The sequence below is a fragment of the Sphingomonas sp. Leaf34 genome, from assembly GCF_001421805.1.
Taxonomy (GTDB): domain Bacteria; phylum Pseudomonadota; class Alphaproteobacteria; order Sphingomonadales; family Sphingomonadaceae; genus Sphingomonas.
Genome location: NZ_LMLC01000003.1, coordinates 246612 through 261228, shown reverse-complemented (window position 1 = coordinate 261228; position 14617 = coordinate 246612). Strand labels below are relative to the sequence as shown.

General features: G+C 64.6%; 17 protein-coding genes. All 17 read left to right on the top strand.

Annotated features, from left to right (window positions below):
• Nucleotides 1–108: 108 nt before the first annotated feature.
• Nucleotides 109–339, top strand: a complete 231-nt coding sequence (gene relB / locus ASF00_RS09615) for a type II toxin-antitoxin system RelB family antitoxin (protein ID WP_055877941.1) — start codon at nucleotides 109–111, stop codon at nucleotides 337–339.
• A 14-nt stretch (nucleotides 340–353) separates the two neighbouring features.
• Nucleotides 354–665: a type II toxin-antitoxin system PemK/MazF family toxin gene (locus ASF00_RS09610; RefSeq protein ID WP_055877936.1), complete on the top strand. Its 312-nt coding sequence runs from the start codon at nucleotides 354–356 to the stop codon at nucleotides 663–665.
• A 10-nt stretch (nucleotides 666–675) separates the two neighbouring features.
• Nucleotides 676–1596, top strand: a complete 921-nt coding sequence (locus ASF00_RS09605; RefSeq protein WP_055877933.1) for a class I fructose-bisphosphate aldolase — start codon at nucleotides 676–678, stop codon at nucleotides 1594–1596.
• Between the two features lie 75 nt (nucleotides 1597–1671).
• A complete protein-coding gene (thiE, locus tag ASF00_RS09600) occupies nucleotides 1672–2361 on the top strand; it encodes a thiamine phosphate synthase (RefSeq protein WP_055877930.1) in 690 nt (229 codons plus the stop codon).
• Between the two features lie 65 nt (nucleotides 2362–2426).
• A complete protein-coding gene (locus ASF00_RS09595; protein ID WP_055878760.1) occupies nucleotides 2427–3440 on the top strand; it encodes a L,D-transpeptidase family protein in 1014 nt (337 codons plus the stop codon).
• A gap of 4 nt (nucleotides 3441–3444) precedes the next feature.
• A complete protein-coding gene (locus tag ASF00_RS09590; protein WP_055877926.1) occupies nucleotides 3445–4050 on the top strand; it encodes a M23 family metallopeptidase in 606 nt (201 codons plus the stop codon).
• A 73-nt stretch (nucleotides 4051–4123) separates the two neighbouring features.
• A complete protein-coding gene (efp, locus tag ASF00_RS09585; protein WP_055877924.1) occupies nucleotides 4124–4687 on the top strand; it encodes an elongation factor P in 564 nt (187 codons plus the stop codon).
• Between the two features lie 123 nt (nucleotides 4688–4810).
• Nucleotides 4811–5623: an inositol monophosphatase family protein gene (locus ASF00_RS09580; protein ID WP_055877919.1), complete on the top strand. Its 813-nt coding sequence runs from the start codon at nucleotides 4811–4813 to the stop codon at nucleotides 5621–5623.
• Nucleotides 5624–6069: 446 nt separating this feature from the next.
• Nucleotides 6070–6444, top strand: coding sequence for an NADH-quinone oxidoreductase subunit A (locus ASF00_RS09575; RefSeq protein WP_055877915.1), 375 nt, complete (start codon nucleotides 6070–6072; stop codon nucleotides 6442–6444).
• Nucleotides 6435–6998, top strand: a complete 564-nt coding sequence (locus ASF00_RS09570) for a NuoB/complex I 20 kDa subunit family protein (RefSeq protein WP_056478875.1) — start codon at nucleotides 6435–6437, stop codon at nucleotides 6996–6998. Before ASF00_RS09575 ends, ASF00_RS09570 begins: the two co-directional genes overlap by 10 nt.
• Entirely contained in the window at nucleotides 6995–7819 is an 825-nt protein-coding gene (locus ASF00_RS09565; protein ID WP_055877913.1) for an NADH-quinone oxidoreductase subunit C, read from the top strand. Before ASF00_RS09570 ends, ASF00_RS09565 begins: the two co-directional genes overlap by 4 nt.
• Nucleotides 7820–7839: 20 nt before the next feature.
• On the top strand, nucleotides 7840–9051 hold the full coding sequence (locus ASF00_RS09560) for an NADH-quinone oxidoreductase subunit D (protein ID WP_443024405.1): 1212 nt from the start codon (nucleotides 7840–7842) through the stop codon (nucleotides 9049–9051).
• Nucleotides 9051–9719: a complex I 24 kDa subunit family protein gene (locus ASF00_RS09555; protein ID WP_055877907.1), complete on the top strand. Its 669-nt coding sequence runs from the start codon at nucleotides 9051–9053 to the stop codon at nucleotides 9717–9719. Before ASF00_RS09560 ends, ASF00_RS09555 begins: the two co-directional genes overlap by 1 nt.
• Nucleotides 9719–11020, top strand: coding sequence for an NADH-quinone oxidoreductase subunit NuoF (gene nuoF / locus ASF00_RS09550; RefSeq protein WP_055878758.1), 1302 nt, complete (start codon nucleotides 9719–9721; stop codon nucleotides 11018–11020). The genes ASF00_RS09555 and nuoF overlap by 1 nt, the downstream gene beginning before the upstream one ends.
• Nucleotides 11020–13014, top strand: a complete 1995-nt coding sequence (nuoG, locus tag ASF00_RS09545) for an NADH-quinone oxidoreductase subunit NuoG (protein ID WP_055877904.1) — start codon at nucleotides 11020–11022, stop codon at nucleotides 13012–13014. The genes nuoF and nuoG overlap by 1 nt, the downstream gene beginning before the upstream one ends.
• A complete protein-coding gene (gene nuoH, locus ASF00_RS09540; protein ID WP_055877901.1) occupies nucleotides 13011–14057 on the top strand; it encodes an NADH-quinone oxidoreductase subunit NuoH in 1047 nt (348 codons plus the stop codon). The genes nuoG and nuoH overlap by 4 nt, the downstream gene beginning before the upstream one ends.
• On the top strand, nucleotides 14054–14539 hold the full coding sequence (gene nuoI / locus ASF00_RS09535) for an NADH-quinone oxidoreductase subunit NuoI (protein ID WP_055877898.1): 486 nt from the start codon (nucleotides 14054–14056) through the stop codon (nucleotides 14537–14539). The genes nuoH and nuoI overlap by 4 nt, the downstream gene beginning before the upstream one ends.
• Nucleotides 14540–14617 lie beyond the last annotated feature (78 nt).

Here is a 14617-nt window from a genome sequence, read left to right as displayed (position 1 = left end):
GTCTCGACGTTGGACGAGTGTTGGTCAATTGCGCGGCCAAACGAGCGGGCAGGGGATTGATCGCGGCTGCCACTGCGCCTATGTTTAACATGTTAAACGGAGACACGGGTGCTTGGCGTCAGGCTCGATAGCGAACTCGAAGAGCGACTCGCGGCGGTTGCGCGTACCCAAGGGCGCAGCAAGAGCGATATCGCACGCGAAGCCGTGCGGCGCTATGTCGAACGCCATGACGAGGCTTTTCTTGCGGAGGCGCGGCGGCAATCCATGAAGGCCGCTGCGCGCGACCGCGAGGTACAGGATGAGACCTGGGATTTCCTGATCTCGGCGCCCCCCGCGTGAGGATCCTGCGTGGCATGATCGTCGCTGGGGCGGGTCGCGGCGATATCTCGCCCAAACCGCGGCCATTTCTCGTCGTCCAGTCGGATGTCTTTGCCGATCACGCGACGGTTTCCGTTTGTCCGCTGACCTGTGTGACCAGCGATACCAATCTGTTTCGCGTGCCCCTCGAGGCATCCCCGGGCACGGGGCTTCAGGACGCCGCAGAAATCCAGGTCGACAAGCTGGATACGCTCGCGCGCGGCGCGATCGTGAAGATTGTCGGCACCATTCCGATCACCACCATGACCAGCGTCGACGATGCGTTGCGCCGCTGGCTCGAGCTTTGAAGGAACGATCATGACCACGACGATCACACCGCAGATCAAGACCATCCTCGACAAGTATGAAGCCACCAGTTCGGCGGTGAAGGCGAACCTTGCGCGCATCCTGATGCAGGGCAAGCTGGGCGGTACCGGCAAGCTGGTGATCCTGCCCGTCGACCAGGGCTTCGAGCATGGCCCGGCGCGCAGCTTCTCGGTCAACCCGGCGGCGTACGATCCGCATTACCATTACCAGCTCGCGATCGACGCGGGGCTCAGCGCCTATGCGGCGCCGCTCGGCATGCTCGAGGCAGGCGCGGATACGTTCGCCGGGCAGATCCCGACGATCCTGAAGTGCAACAGTTCGAACAGCTGGGCGACGTCGATCGACCAGGCGGTCACCGCGACCGTGTCCGACGCGGTGCGGCTCGGCTCGGCGGCGATCGGCTTTACGATCTATCCGGGGGCGGACCAGTTCTTCGAACTCGTCGAGGAAATCCGCGAGCTGAGCGAAGAGGCCAAGTCGGTCGGTATCGCGACCGTGATCTGGTCCTACCCGCGCGGCGGCGAGCTGACCAAGGACGGTGAACTCGCGCTCGACGTCGGTGCCTATGCGGCGCACATGGCAGCGTTGCTCGGCGCGCACATCATCAAGACGAAGCTGCCGACCGATCATATCGAGCAGAAGGAATGCAAGTCGCTCTATGCCGGCACCGACTGGTCGAAGCAGGCGGATCGCGTGAAGCATGTCGTCCAGTCGAGCTTTGCCGGACGGCGCATCAACGTGTTTTCGGGCGGCGCGTCGAAGGGCGAGGATGCGGTGTTCCAGGACGCGCGCGACATTCGCGACGGTGGCGGCAACGGCTCGATCATCGGCCGCAACACCTTCCAGCGTCCGCGCGACGAGGCGCTGGCCATGCTCGACCGCATCATCCGCATCTACAAGAACGAGGAATAAGCCGCGGTCGGCCTGCGCGTTACCTCGGCTCTGCGCCGGGGTGACGTGGCAGGCGCGAGCGGCTAGGGGGCGGATATGACCGAATTCGAAGATCCGCTGGGCCCGCTCGACCCCAATTTCGCCGAGAATTTCCGCCGCGATATGCGCCGGCCGCCGTGCCAGCTGTACCTGGTGTCGCCGCTCGATGTCGGGGGCGACTTCCCCGAGCGTCTGGCGCGTGCGCTCGATGCCGGGCCGGTGGCCGCCTTCCAGTTCCGCGTGAAGGACATCGACCAGCATGCCGCGGCCGCGCTCGGCGAGCCGTTGCGCGCGATCTGCGCCGAGCGCGACGTCGCGTTCATCGTCAACGATGATATCGGGCTCGCCAAGCGCCTCGACGCGGATGGCGTGCATCTTGGCCAGGACGACGGCGATCCGCGCGAGGCGCGCGCGCAGCTTGGCCCCAATGCGCAGATCGGCGTCAGCTGTCACGGCAGCCGCCATCTCGCGATGGAAGCGGGTGAGGCGGGGGCCGACTATGTCGCGTTCGGCGCTTTCTATCCGACGACCACCAAAGTGGTCGAGCATCACGCCGAGCCGGTGATCCTATCCTGGTGGTCGACGCTGTTCGAAATGCCCTGCGTCGCGATCGGTGGCATTACGCCCGAGAACGCCGCGCCGCTGGTTGCCGCTGGTGCCGACTTCATCGCGGTGTCGAGTGCGGTCTGGGGCGGCGACGAGGTCGCGGCGATCAAGGCGTTCGCCGAGGTTCTCGCGAAGCGCTGAACCGGTGGAAACAACCGTCGTCCCGACCGTTTGATGCTCAAGCGTAACGGTTTGGGATGACGGGCATGACAGCATTTGTGACGAAGACTTCGGTTCTTGCGATATGCCTGCTCGGCGCGGCGGCGCCCGCATTGGCGCAGACCGCGCCCGCCAAGTCCGTCCCGATCGATCGCAATATTCTGCACGTGCAGGTGATCCTCGACCATCTCGGCTTTGGTCCGGGCGTGCTCGACGGCCGTGGGGGGCAGTCGCTGGTCGCGGCACTGAAGGGATTCCAGGAGGCGAAGGGGCTGCCGATCACGGGCAAAGCGGATGCTCGGACGTTGCAGGCGCTATATCCCTACCGTGCCGCACGGCCGACGGTCGCCGTCACGCTGACCCCCGAGATGCTGGCGGGACCGTTCGTCAATCCGCTGCCCAAGGATCCGGCCAAGCAGGCCGAGCTCCCCTCGCTCGGCTACAAGACCGTGATGGAGAAGCTGGGTGAGATGTTCCACACCACGCCCGCGGTGATCATGGCACTCAATTCGCCGAGCACGAAATTGTCGGCTGGCACCAAGGTGGTCTTCCCGAACGCACTGCCGACGTCGCGCGCCTATGATCCGAAGCTGAAGCCCGACTGGATCGCCACGCTCACGACGCTCAACGTCGACGCGGTGCAGCCCAAGGCGGATCATGTCGTCGTCGACAAGTCGGACGGCGTGCTCCGCGTGCTCGATGCCAACGACAAGCTGATCGCGCAGTTCTCGGCGACGATGGGCTCAAGCCACGATCCGCTGCCGCTGGGCACGTGGACGATCAAGGGCTCCGATTATAATCCCAAGTTTCACTTCAACCCGGCGCTGTTCTGGGATGCGAAGAAGGGGCAGCAGAAGGAGATGCTGCCGCCTGGGCCGAACGGTCCGGTCGGCGTGGTCTGGATGGATTTGTCGAAGGATCATTACGGCATCCACGGCACGCCCAATCCCGAAACCATCGGGCGTGCGGAAAGCCATGGCTGTATCCGCCTGACGAACTGGGATGCCGCGCGATTGTCGATGATGATCAAGCCGGGGACCAAGGCGATCTTCCAGGCGTAAGACGATGACGCGGACGTTCTGGATCATTCTCGGGCTGATCGTGGTGGTCGCCGGCGGGTTCGCATCGATGGTGTCGTTCGGCGACGGCGGGGCAGGGAGCGTGCGGCGGATAAAGTGGCGCAAGTCCGCGCCGCCTGCCGAGGTCGCAGCCGGCCCGGTGACGACGGGCAAGCTCGCCGTCCCGGTGGCTGGCGTTCCCCGCAAGGCGATCGCGGACAGCTGGAACGATTCGCGTGGCGGTGGCACGCGCGGCCATCACGGGACCGACATCATGGCGGCGGGCGGCACACCGGTGGTCGCCGCCGCACCGGGCCGGATCGAGAAGCTGTTCCAGAGCGGTCTCGGCGGCGTCACGCTGTACGTCCGCTCGCCGGATCGTCGCTGGACCTATTATTATGCGCATCTCGCCGGCTATGCCGCGGGCATTCGCGAGGGGCTGCCGGTGAAGGCCGGCGACACGCTGGGCTATGTCGGCGATACCGGTGATGCGGGGGCGGGCAATTACCACCTGCATTTCGGCCTCACGCGGATGCAGCCGGGCGACCGCTGGTACCAGGGCGAGAACGTGAACCCGTACCCGATGCTTGCCGGAACCGGGTCGTCCCGCTAAAGCCCGCCGCTTCGGGTTTCCGCAGAGTTTTGCTTCGCGGACGGCCCCTAGCTCTTTCCAGCAGGAATCGGTCATGAAGATCAACGCGGTCGAGATTCGTCCCGGCAACATCCTTGAATATGAGGGCGGCATCTGGCGCTCGGTCAAGATCCAGCACACCCAGCCCGGCAAGGGCGGTGCCTATATGCAGGTCGAGATGAAGAACCTCATCGACGGCCGCAAGAACAATGTCCGCTTCCGCTCCGCCGAGAGCGTCGAGAAGGTGCGGCTCGACACGGTCGATTTCCAGTATCTGTTCCGCGACGGTGATGCGCTGACCTTCATGGACAAGGTCAATTACGAGCAGATCACGCTCGACGCCGACATTCTGGGCGACGCCGCGGCGTTCCTGCAGGACGGCATGGACGTGGTGATGGAGCTCTGGGAAGAGCGGCCGATCTCGGTCCAGCTGCCCGACACGATCGAGGCGCTGATCGTCGAGGCGGACGCCGTCGTGAAGGGGCAGACCGCCTCGTCGAGCTACAAGCCCGCGGTGCTCGAGAACGGCGTGCGCGTGATGGTACCGCCGCATATCGGCGCCGGCACGCGGATCGTCGTCGATGTCTACGAGCAGACCTACGTGCGGCGCGCGGACTGATACGCATCTCCCTTTCCCCTCCGGGGAGAGGGGCGGGGTGAGGGGCGGCCCCAGAAGACACCGCCCGGAACAGACCCTCTCCCAACCCTCTCCCCTGAGGGGAGAGGGCTTAAGGTAAAAGATATGCCCAGCCATTCCGGCATCATGACCGTCATCGAGCGCGCGGCCCGCAAGGCCGCGCCGCGCCTGCGCCGCGACTTCAACGAGGTCCAGCAGCTGCAGGTCAGCCGCAAGGGGCCGGCGGACTTCGTCAGCCAGGCCGACCAGCGCGCCGAGCAGACCATCTTCGAAGAGCTGAGCCATGCGCGCCCCGACTGGGGCATGTTGATGGAGGAGCGCGGCGAGGTCGCCGGCGATCCGAACAAGCCGCGCTTCATCGTCGATCCGCTCGATGGCACGTCGAACTTCCTCCACGGCATCCCCCATTTCTGCATCTCGATCGCGGTCGAGGAGCCGATGGCGAACGGCAAGCGCGAGGTTACCACTGCGCTGGTCTATCAGCCGCTGACCGACGAGAGCTTCTGGGCCGAGAAGGGCCGCGGCGCGTGGCTCACCGACCAGCGTCTGCGCGTATCGTCGCGTCGGGATCTTTCCGAATCGCTGATCGCAACGGGCATCCCGTTCCTCGGCCACGGCGATTTCGCGCAGTGGAGCCGGATCTTCGGTGCGGTTGCGCCCGAGGTTGCGGGCATCCGTCGCCTCGGTGCGGCCGCGCTCGACCTGGCATGGCTCGCGGCGGGGCGTTTCGACGGCTTCTGGGAATCGAACCTGAAGCCTTGGGACGTCGCGGCCGGCATGTTGCTGGTCAAGGAAGCCGGCGGGTTCGTCACCGATTTCCGCGGCGGCGAGCGCGCGATGGAGCGCAACGAGTTCCTCGCCGCGAACGACGCGCTCCATTCGCGGTTGCACAAGCTGGTCGCCAACGCGCTGCGCTGACGCCTGCTGATCATGACGGCGGTCTTCAGGACTGATTGGGTTCTTCTTCCGTCATCCTGACGAAAGTCAGGACCCAGAGTTCCAAACGGTGCCCCTGACGACCCTGGGTCCTGACTTTCGTCAGGATGACGGGGCTCTCGATCCTCCCCCGCCAGGGGGAGGTGGCGCCGTAGGCATCGGAGGGGGAGGACGCGCAACAGGCGTTTCCGTTTCCTCCCCCTCCGTCAGGCTGACGCCTGCCACCTCCCGCTGGCGGGGGAGGATCGGACGATTTCGATTCTGCGATTTCGGGCCCGTTCCGGCGGACGTTGCCGCGTGCCGGGTAACGCAGGTTTCCTGCCGGGTTCGTCCTCGTGTTGCGAGTGATTCTCACGGGTTGTCAGCCTTGCCCCACCGGGCCCATCGGCCTAAAGGCTCCCCATCTGTTCGCATATGCGAGAAGCCATTTGGTCGACCTGTCGCACTATCTTCCGATCCTCCTGTTCCTCGGGGTCGCCATCGCGTTGTCGAGCACGTTCGTGTTCCTGCCGATGGCCGTCTCGCGGCTGACCGGATCGCACAAGCCCACGCCTGAAAAGCTCAGCGAATATGAGTGCGGTTTTCCCGCATTTGAGGATCCGCGCAGCCAGTTCGACGTGCGTTTCTACCTGATCGCCATCCTCTTCATCATCTTCGATCTTGAGGCCGCGTTCCTGTATCCCTGGGCCGTCTCGGTCTTCACGCTCGGCTGGACTGCGTGGATCTCGATGATGATCTTTATCGGCGAACTGGCCCTTGGCCTTGCCTATGCATGGAAGAAGGGAGCACTCGATTGGGAGTAGAGCTCACGCCCCAAAATGGTCTGCTGGCACCCGCCGGCGGTGGCGCGATCGTGCCGCCCGACCAGGGGTTTTTCGACGGCCTCAACGGTGAATTGACCGACAAGGGTTTCCTGGTCACTTCGACCGAGGAGCTGTTCCAGTGGGCCCGTACCGGCTCGCTGTGGTGGATGACGTTCGGGCTCGCCTGCTGCGCGGTCGAGATGATCCATGTGAACATGCCGCGCTACGATCTGGAGCGCTTCGGTGCCGCGCCGCGCGCCTCGCCGCGCCAGTCGGACGTGATGATCGTCGCGGGCACGCTGTGCAACAAGATGGCACCGGCGCTGCGCAAGGTCTACGACCAGATGTCGGAACCGAAATACGTGATCTCGATGGGATCGTGCGCGAACGGCGGCGGCTATTATCATTATAGCTATAGCGTCGTGCGTGGCTGCGACCGGATCGTGCCGGTCGACATCTATGTCCCCGGGTGCCCGCCGACCGCGGAAGCTTTGCTCTACGGCATCATGCAGTTGCAGCGGAAGATCCGGCGGTCCGGGAGCATCGAGCGTTGAGGGCGCCCGCACCAGCCTATGCGTCGAACGACGGCGTGATCGACGCGGCACGCGCGGCGCTCGGCGGCATGTTGCTCGACGCGGTCGACCATGTCGGCGAGGTCGCGCTGCACGTTCGTCGCGAAGACCTTTACGACGCGATGATCGCGCTGCGCGACACGCCGGGGCTTGCCTATCAGCAGCTCATGGAGATCGCCGGCGTCGATTATCCGGATCGCGCGGAGCGGTTCGAGGTCGTCTATTGCATGCTGTCGCTGACGCGGAACCACCGCCTGCGCGTGCATGTCGCGACCGACGAGGAAAAACCGGTGCCGTCGGTGACCGACATCTGGCCGGTCGCAGGTTGGCTCGAGCGCGAAGTGTACGACATGTACGGCGTGCTGTTCAGCGGCAACCCGGACCTGCGTCGCATCCTGACCGATTACGGCTTTCGCGGGCATCCGCAGCGCAAGGACTTCCCGCTGACGGGTTACGTCGAGCTGCGCTATTCGGAAGAAGCCAAGCGCGTCGTGTACGAGCCGGTGCAGCTCGCGCAGGACTTTCGCACGTTCGACTTCATGAGTCCGTGGGAGGGCGCGAATTACGTGCTCCCGGGCGACGAGAAGGGGTCTTTGCCGCAGGCCAAGGGTGCGCAGACGCCGCTCAGCGCCAACGCGATCGTGAAGGCCGGGGCCGCGCAGTCGCCGACCCAGGCGCCGAGCGAACCCAAGAGCACCGAGTCGACCGCACAGACGGGTATCGGCAAGTCGGAGTCCGATGCGACGCCGAAGCCGGCCAACCCTGACGTGATCCCGACCAAGGGTGGAGGACAGAACCAGTGAGTCTCTACGTAGAGGAGCTTCTGGGCGAGGGCGATGCGGCCGATCCGACGACCGGCGACGTCACGATCCAGAACTACACGATCAACTTCGGTCCGCAGCATCCGGCGGCGCACGGCGTGCTTCGTCTGGTCATGGAACTCGACGGCGAGATCGTCGAGCGTGTCGATCCGCATGTCGGCCTGCTCCACCGCGGCACCGAGAAGCTGATCGAGTACAAGACGTACACGCAGGCTTTGCCCTATTTCGATCGTCTCGATTACTGCTCGCCCTTGTGCATGGAGCATAGCTGGGTGCTCGCGGTCGAGAAGCTGCTCGACCTCGAAGTGCCCGAGCGGGCGCAGTATCTGCGCGTGTTCTTCGCCGAGCTGACGCGCATCTCGAACCACATGCTCAACCTCGGGTCGCACGTCATGGACGTCGGCGCGATGACGCCGAACCTGTGGATGTTCGAGATCCGCGAGGATTGCATGAACTTCTTCGAGCGTGTCTCGGGCGCGCGCATGCATTCGAACTATTTCCGGCCCGGTGGCGTGCATCAGGATGCACCGCTCAAGCTGCTCGCCGACATCGGCGACTGGCTCGACACGCGCCTGCCGCGACTGTTCGAGGATGCGATTTCGCTCGTCGCGGACAACCGCATTTTCAAGCAGCGCAACGTCGACATCGCGGTCGTGAGCCGTGACGATGCGATCAAGTGGGGCTTTTCGGGCCCGATGATCCGTGGCTCGGGCATCGCCTGGGATCTGCGCAAGTCGCAGCCCTATGACGTCTATGCCAAGATGGACTTCGAGGTGCCGGTTGGCACGCGCGGCGATTGCTATGATCGGTTCATGGTGCGCGTCGAGGAAGTGCGTCAGTCCGCGCGGATCATGAAGCAGTGCCTGCGCGACATGCCCGAGGGGCCGATCGCGTCGCTCGACCGCAAGGTCGTGCCGCCCAAGCGCGGTGAGATGAAGCAGTCGATGGAAGCGCTGATCCATCACTTCAAGCTCTATACCGAGGGCTTCCACGTGCCCGCCGGCGACGTCTATGTCGCGACCGAGAGCCCCAAGGGCGAGTTCGGCGTGTATCTGGTCGCCGATGGCAGCAACAAGCCGTATCGCTGTAAGATCCGCCCGACCGCCTTCTCGCATCTCCAGGCGATGGACTTCATGGCGAAGGGCCACATGCTGGCGGATACGACCGCGATCCTCGGCGCGATGGATATCGTTTTTGGTGAATGTGACCGCTGATGGCTGAAGCTCCGAAAATTCCCGACGAGGCAGAGACCCGCGCACGCTGGGGTTCGTTCGCCTGGACGGACGAGAACCAGGTCAAGGCGAACGAGATCCTCGGGCGCTACCCGAAGGGCCGCGAGCAGTCGGCGTCGATCCCGTTCCTTGATCTGGCGCAGCGCCAGGTCGGCGCGGAAACGCAGACTCAGGGCTGGTTGCCCGTTCCGGTGATCGAGTTCGTCGCGCGTCAGATCGGCGTGCCGTATATGCGCGTGTACGAGGTCGTGACCTTCTACACGATGTTCAATCTGGCACCGGTGGGCCGCTATCATGTGCAGGTCTGCGGCACGACGCCGTGCATGCTGCGCGGGTCGGACGACGTGCTGGCGGCGTGCAAGAACCGCGGCCTCGTCAAGGGCGGCACGACCCCCGACGGCATGTTCACGCTGACCGAGGTCGAGTGCCTGGGCACCTGCGCGAACGCGCCGATGGTGCAGATCAACGACGATAACTTCGAAGATCTCGATTACGACAAGACGACCGAGATCCTCGAGGCGCTCGCCAATGGCGGCACGCCGACGCCGGGGCCGCAGTTCGGCCGCCGTGCGAGCTGCCCCGAAGGCGGCCCGACCTCGCTTAAAGCGATGGTCGACGCGAACCACGATTACCGGGGGGAGTGGGCCTGATGCTCGCCGACAAGGACCGCATCTTCACCAATCTCTACGGCTTCCAGCCGTGGAACATCGACGCGGCGATCATGCGCGGCGATTGGGACAACACGAAGGACCTGATGGCGCTCGGCCAGGACGCGATTATCGACGTAATGAAGGCGTCGGGTCTGCGTGGCCGCGGCGGGGCAGGGTTCCCGACCGGCACGAAATGGTCGTTCATGCCCAAGGAGCCGAAGCCCGACCGGCCGAACTTCTTGGTCATCAACGCCGACGAATCCGAGCCGGGCAGCTGCAAGGATCGCGAGATCATCCGTCACGATCCGCACAAGCTGATCGAGGGCGCGCTGATCGCCGGGTTCGCGATGCGCGCGCGCGCGGCGTACATCTACATCCGCGGCGAATATATCCGCGAGGCCGAGACGCTGTTCGCAGCGGTCGCCGAGGCGTATGATCGCGGCTTCATCGGCAAGAACGCGTGCGGGTCGGGCTATGACTTCGACGTGTTCGTCCACCGCGGCGCGGGCGCCTATATCTGCGGCGAAGAGACCGCGATGCTCGAAAGCCTCGAGGGCAAGAAGGGCCAGCCGCGGCTCAAGCCGCCGTTCCCGGCGGGCGCCGGCCTCTATGGCTGCCCGACGACGGTCAACAACGTTGAGTCGATCGCGGTCGCGCCGACGATCCTGCGGCGCGGTGCGGCCTGGTTCTCGAGCTTCGGCGCGGAGAACAACCGCGGCACCAAGCTGTTTCAGATCAGCGGCCATGTGAACAAGCCCTGCGTCGTCGAGGAAGAGATGAGCATCTCGTTCCGCGACCTGATCGAGACGCATTGCGGTGGTATCCGTGGCGGCTGGGACAATCTGCTCGCGGTGATCCCGGGAGGCTCTTCGGTGCCGCTGGTCCCCGCCGCGCAGATCATGGACTGCGCGATGGATTTCGATGGCCTGAAGGCGGTCGGCTCGGGCCTCGGCACCGCGGCGATCATCGTCATGGACAAGTCGACCGACATCGTCCGCGCGATCAGCCGCATCTCGTACTTCTACAAGCATGAGAGCTGCGGCCAGTGCACGCCGTGCCGCGAAGGCACCGGCTGGATGTGGCGCGTGATGGAGCGGATGCGCACCGGCGACGCCGAGCTGTCCGAGATCGACATGCTCCAGCAGGTCACCAAGCAGGTCGAGGGTCACTCGATCTGCGCGCTCGGCGACGCCGCAGCCTGGCCGATCCAGGGCCTGATCAAGCATTTCCGCCCCGAGATGGAACGCCGTATCCGTGAACGTGGTGGCGACACCGCGCCGATGATGGAAGCCGCAGAGTAATGCCTACAGTCAAAGTCGATGGCGTAGAGATCGAGGTGCCGCAGGGTGCCACCGTGCTGCAGGCGTGCGAGCTTGCCGGTAAGGAGATCCCGCGTTTCTGTTACCATGAGCGCCTGAGCATCGCCGGCAATTGCCGGATGTGCCTGGTCGAGGTGAAGCCTGGTCCGCCCAAGCCGCAGGCGTCGTGCGCGCTGCCGGCGGCGGACAAGCAGGAGATCTTCACCAACTCGCCGATGGTCAAGAATGCCCGCGAGGGCATCATGGAATTCCTGCTGATCAACCATCCGCTCGATTGCCCGATCTGCGATCAGGGCGGCGAGTGCGATCTGCAGGACCAGTCGGTCGCCTATGGCCGCGGCCATTCGCGCTATGACGAGAACAAGCGCGCGGTCACCGAGAAGTATATGGGGCCGATCGTGAAGACGGTCATGACCCGCTGCATCCAGTGCACGCGCTGCATCCGCTTTGCCGAGGAAGTCTCGGGCGTCGAGGAGATCGGTGCGATCTTCCGCGGCGAGGACATGCAGATCACCTCGTATCTCGAAAACGCGGTCAAGAGCGAGCTGTCGGGCAATGTCGTCGATCTGTGCCCGGTCGGTGCGCTGACGTCGAAGCCGTACGCATTCGAGGCGCGTCCGTGGGAATTGCGCAAGACGCTGACGATCGACGTCATGGACGCGGTCGGCACCAACATCCGGCTCGACAGCCGCGGTCGCCAGGTGCTGCGCTGCGTGCCGCGGATCAACGAGGACGTGAACGAGGAGTGGGCGACCGACAAGACGCGCCACGCGATCGACGGTCTCGTGCGTCGCCGTCTCGACAAGCCCTATGTCCGCGTGAACGGCAAGCTTGTTCCCGCGACCTGGGACGAGGCCTTCGCGGCGATCAAGGCGGTGAACGCCGGGTCGAGCGTGGCTGCTGTCGCTGGCGATCTGGTCGATTGCGAGACGATGTACGCCGCCAAGGCGCTGCTCGCGAAGATGGGCTCGACGATGCTCGAGGGCCGCCAGACCGGCATGGCCTATGACGCGTCGAATATCGCTGCGGTCAATTTCAACACGACGATTGCCGGCACCGAGCGCGCCGACGCGATCCTGCTGGTGGGCACCAACCTGCGCTGGGAAGCGCCGCTGGTGAACACGCGGGTGCGGAAAGCAATCAAGAAGGGCGCGAAGGTCTTCGCGATCGGGCCGGAGACGGACCTGACGTACAAGGTCGAGTGGCTCGGCGACGATCTGGCACTGCTCGGCAACCTGCCCGACGCGGTGACCGAGGCATTCGCGAAAGCAGAACGCCCGATGGTTATCGTCGGTGGCGGCGCGCTGAAGGGCGGCCACGCGGCTGCGCTGAAGCTCGTCGACACGCTCGGTCTGGTGAAAGCGGACTGGAACGGCTTCAACGTCGTTCATATGGCGGCGTCGCGGATGGGCGGGCTGATGCTCGGCTATGCGCAGACGGGCGGCATCGCCGACGTGATGGGGGCCAAGCTCGGCTTCTTCCTTGGCGCCGACGAGGTCGATTTCAGCCAGTTCGCAGGCTTCAAGGTGTTTGTGGGGCATCACGGCGACAAGGGTGCGGCCGCGGCCGACGTGATCCTGCCGGGCGTGACCTATGCCGAGAAGTCGGGCACCTGGGTCAATCTCGAGGGTCGCGTCCAGCGCGGTGAGCGTGCGGTGTTCGCCCCCGGCGATGCACGCGACGACTGGTCGATCTTCCGCGCGCTGTCCGACACCCTCGGCCACACGCTGCCGTTCGACAGCTTCGAGGGTCTGCGCGAAGAGATGTTCGCCGCCGTCCCCGCGCTGCGTCACCAGGCGCTCGCGACGTTCGAGTGGAACCCGCCGGCGCTCAGCGGTGCCGGTGAGGGGGTTCTTGCCGGCTATCCGATCAAGGACTTCTACCTGACCAACGCGATCTGCCGTGCGTCGCCGACGATGCAGCGCTGTTCGGCAGAACTTCTCCACGGGGAAGACTTTGCGGAGGCCGCCGAATGATCTCCTGGTTCGAATCCTCGCTCGGTTACGACTGGGCGTTCTTCCTTGCGACGATCATCGACATCCTGGTGATCGCGCTGCCGCTGATGCTGGCGGTCGCGATGATCATCTATGCCGATCGTAAGATCTGGGCGGCGATGGCGCTGCGTCGCGGCCCGAACGTCGTCGGGCCGTTCGGCCTGTTGCAGAGCTTTGCCGACGGCCTGAAGGTGTTCCTGCAAGAGACGATCGTTCCTGCTGCCGCCAACCGGGCGCTGTTCCTGCTGGCACCGATCATCACCTTCACGGTTGCGCTGATCGTGTGGGCGGTGGTGCCGTTCGGCGTCGGCGTCGTGCTCGCGGACATCAATGTCGGCCTGCTCTACGTGCTCGCGGCGTCATCGCTCGGTGTGTACGGGATCATCCTGTCGGGCTGGGCGTCGAACTCGAAATATCCGTTCTACTCGGCGCTTCGTGCGGCCGCGCAGATGGTGTCGTATGAGGTCGCAATCGGCTTCATCCTGATTTCGGTCGTGCTGTGGACGGGCAGCTTCAATCTGTCCGCGATCGTGCTCGCGCAAAAGTCGCATGTCTGGATCTTCAACGGCTATATCCTCAATCCGCTGATGTTCCCGATGGCGGTGATGTTCTTCATCTCGTCACTGGCGGAAACGCAGCGTGCGCCGTTCGATCTGACCGAGGCGGAGAGCGAGCTCGTCGCCGGGTACCAGACCGAATATTCGTCGATGTCGTTCGCGCTGTTCTGGCTCGGCGAATATGCCAACGTGCTGCTGATGTGCGCGCTGAACGCGACGCTGTTCTGGGGCGGGTGGCTGCCACCGGTCGACTGGGCGCCGTTCTATTACGTGCCGGGGATCATCTGGCTGTTCGCCAAGATCCTGTTCTTCTTCTTCCTGTTCAGCTGGGTGAAGGCGACCGTGCCGCGCTATCGCTACGATCAGCTGATGCGTCTCGGCTGGAAGGTCTTCCTGCCCGTGTCGTTGTTCTGGGTTTTCCTCGTGTCGGGCTATCTCATGCTGACGCGCGTTGGAGTGGGTTCATGAGCGTTGCTCAGATCATCAAGTCGTTCACCTTGTGGGAGTTCGTGAAGGCGCACGCGTTGACGCTTCGCTATTTCTTCAAGGAAAAGGCGACGATCAACTATCCGTACGAGCGTAACCCGGTCAGCCCGCGGTTCCGCGGCGAGCATGCGCTGCGGCGTTATCCGAACGGCGAAGAGCGGTGCATCGCGTGCAAGCTGTGCGAGGCCGTGTGCCCCGCCCAGGCGATCACGATCGAGGCCGAGCCGCGTGACGACGGCTCGCGCCGCACCACGCGCTACGACATCGACATGACCAAGTGCATCTATTGCGGCCTGTGCGCCGAGGCGTGCCCGGTCGATGCGATTGTCGAGGGCCCGAACTACGAGTTCGCAACCGAGACGCGCGAAGAGCTGATCTACGACAAGTCGAAGCTGCTCGATAACGGCGACCGTTGGGAAAGCGCGATCGCGGCGAACCTTGCCGCCGATGCGCCGTACCGTTAAGCGAGCGCCGCGATGACACAGATCAACTCCGTCATCCCAGCGCAGGCTGGGATCTCGTGCCGCACAGGCGCACTCACC

Coding starts and splice junctions, on each gene's coding strand:
- ASF00_RS09580 (WP_055877919.1), top strand. CDS start 4,811: ATGCCCAGCCATTCCGGCATCATGACCGTCATCGAGCGCGCGGCCCGC.
- nuoF (WP_055878758.1), top strand. CDS start 9,719: ATGCTCGCCGACAAGGACCGCATCTTCACCAATCTCTACGGCTTCCAG.
- ASF00_RS09605 (WP_055877933.1), top strand. CDS start 676: ATGACCACGACGATCACACCGCAGATCAAGACCATCCTCGACAAGTAT.
- nuoH (WP_055877901.1), top strand. CDS start 13,011: ATGATCTCCTGGTTCGAATCCTCGCTCGGTTACGACTGGGCGTTCTTC.
- ASF00_RS09610 (WP_055877936.1), top strand. CDS start 354: ATGATCGTCGCTGGGGCGGGTCGCGGCGATATCTCGCCCAAACCGCGG.
- ASF00_RS09595 (WP_055878760.1), top strand. CDS start 2,427: ATGACAGCATTTGTGACGAAGACTTCGGTTCTTGCGATATGCCTGCTC.
- nuoI (WP_055877898.1), top strand. CDS start 14,054: ATGAGCGTTGCTCAGATCATCAAGTCGTTCACCTTGTGGGAGTTCGTG.
- ASF00_RS09555 (WP_055877907.1), top strand. CDS start 9,051: ATGGCTGAAGCTCCGAAAATTCCCGACGAGGCAGAGACCCGCGCACGC.
- thiE (WP_055877930.1), top strand. CDS start 1,672: ATGACCGAATTCGAAGATCCGCTGGGCCCGCTCGACCCCAATTTCGCC.
- efp (WP_055877924.1), top strand. CDS start 4,124: ATGAAGATCAACGCGGTCGAGATTCGTCCCGGCAACATCCTTGAATAT.
- ASF00_RS09590 (WP_055877926.1), top strand. CDS start 3,445: ATGACGCGGACGTTCTGGATCATTCTCGGGCTGATCGTGGTGGTCGCC.
- nuoG (WP_055877904.1), top strand. CDS start 11,020: ATGCCTACAGTCAAAGTCGATGGCGTAGAGATCGAGGTGCCGCAGGGT.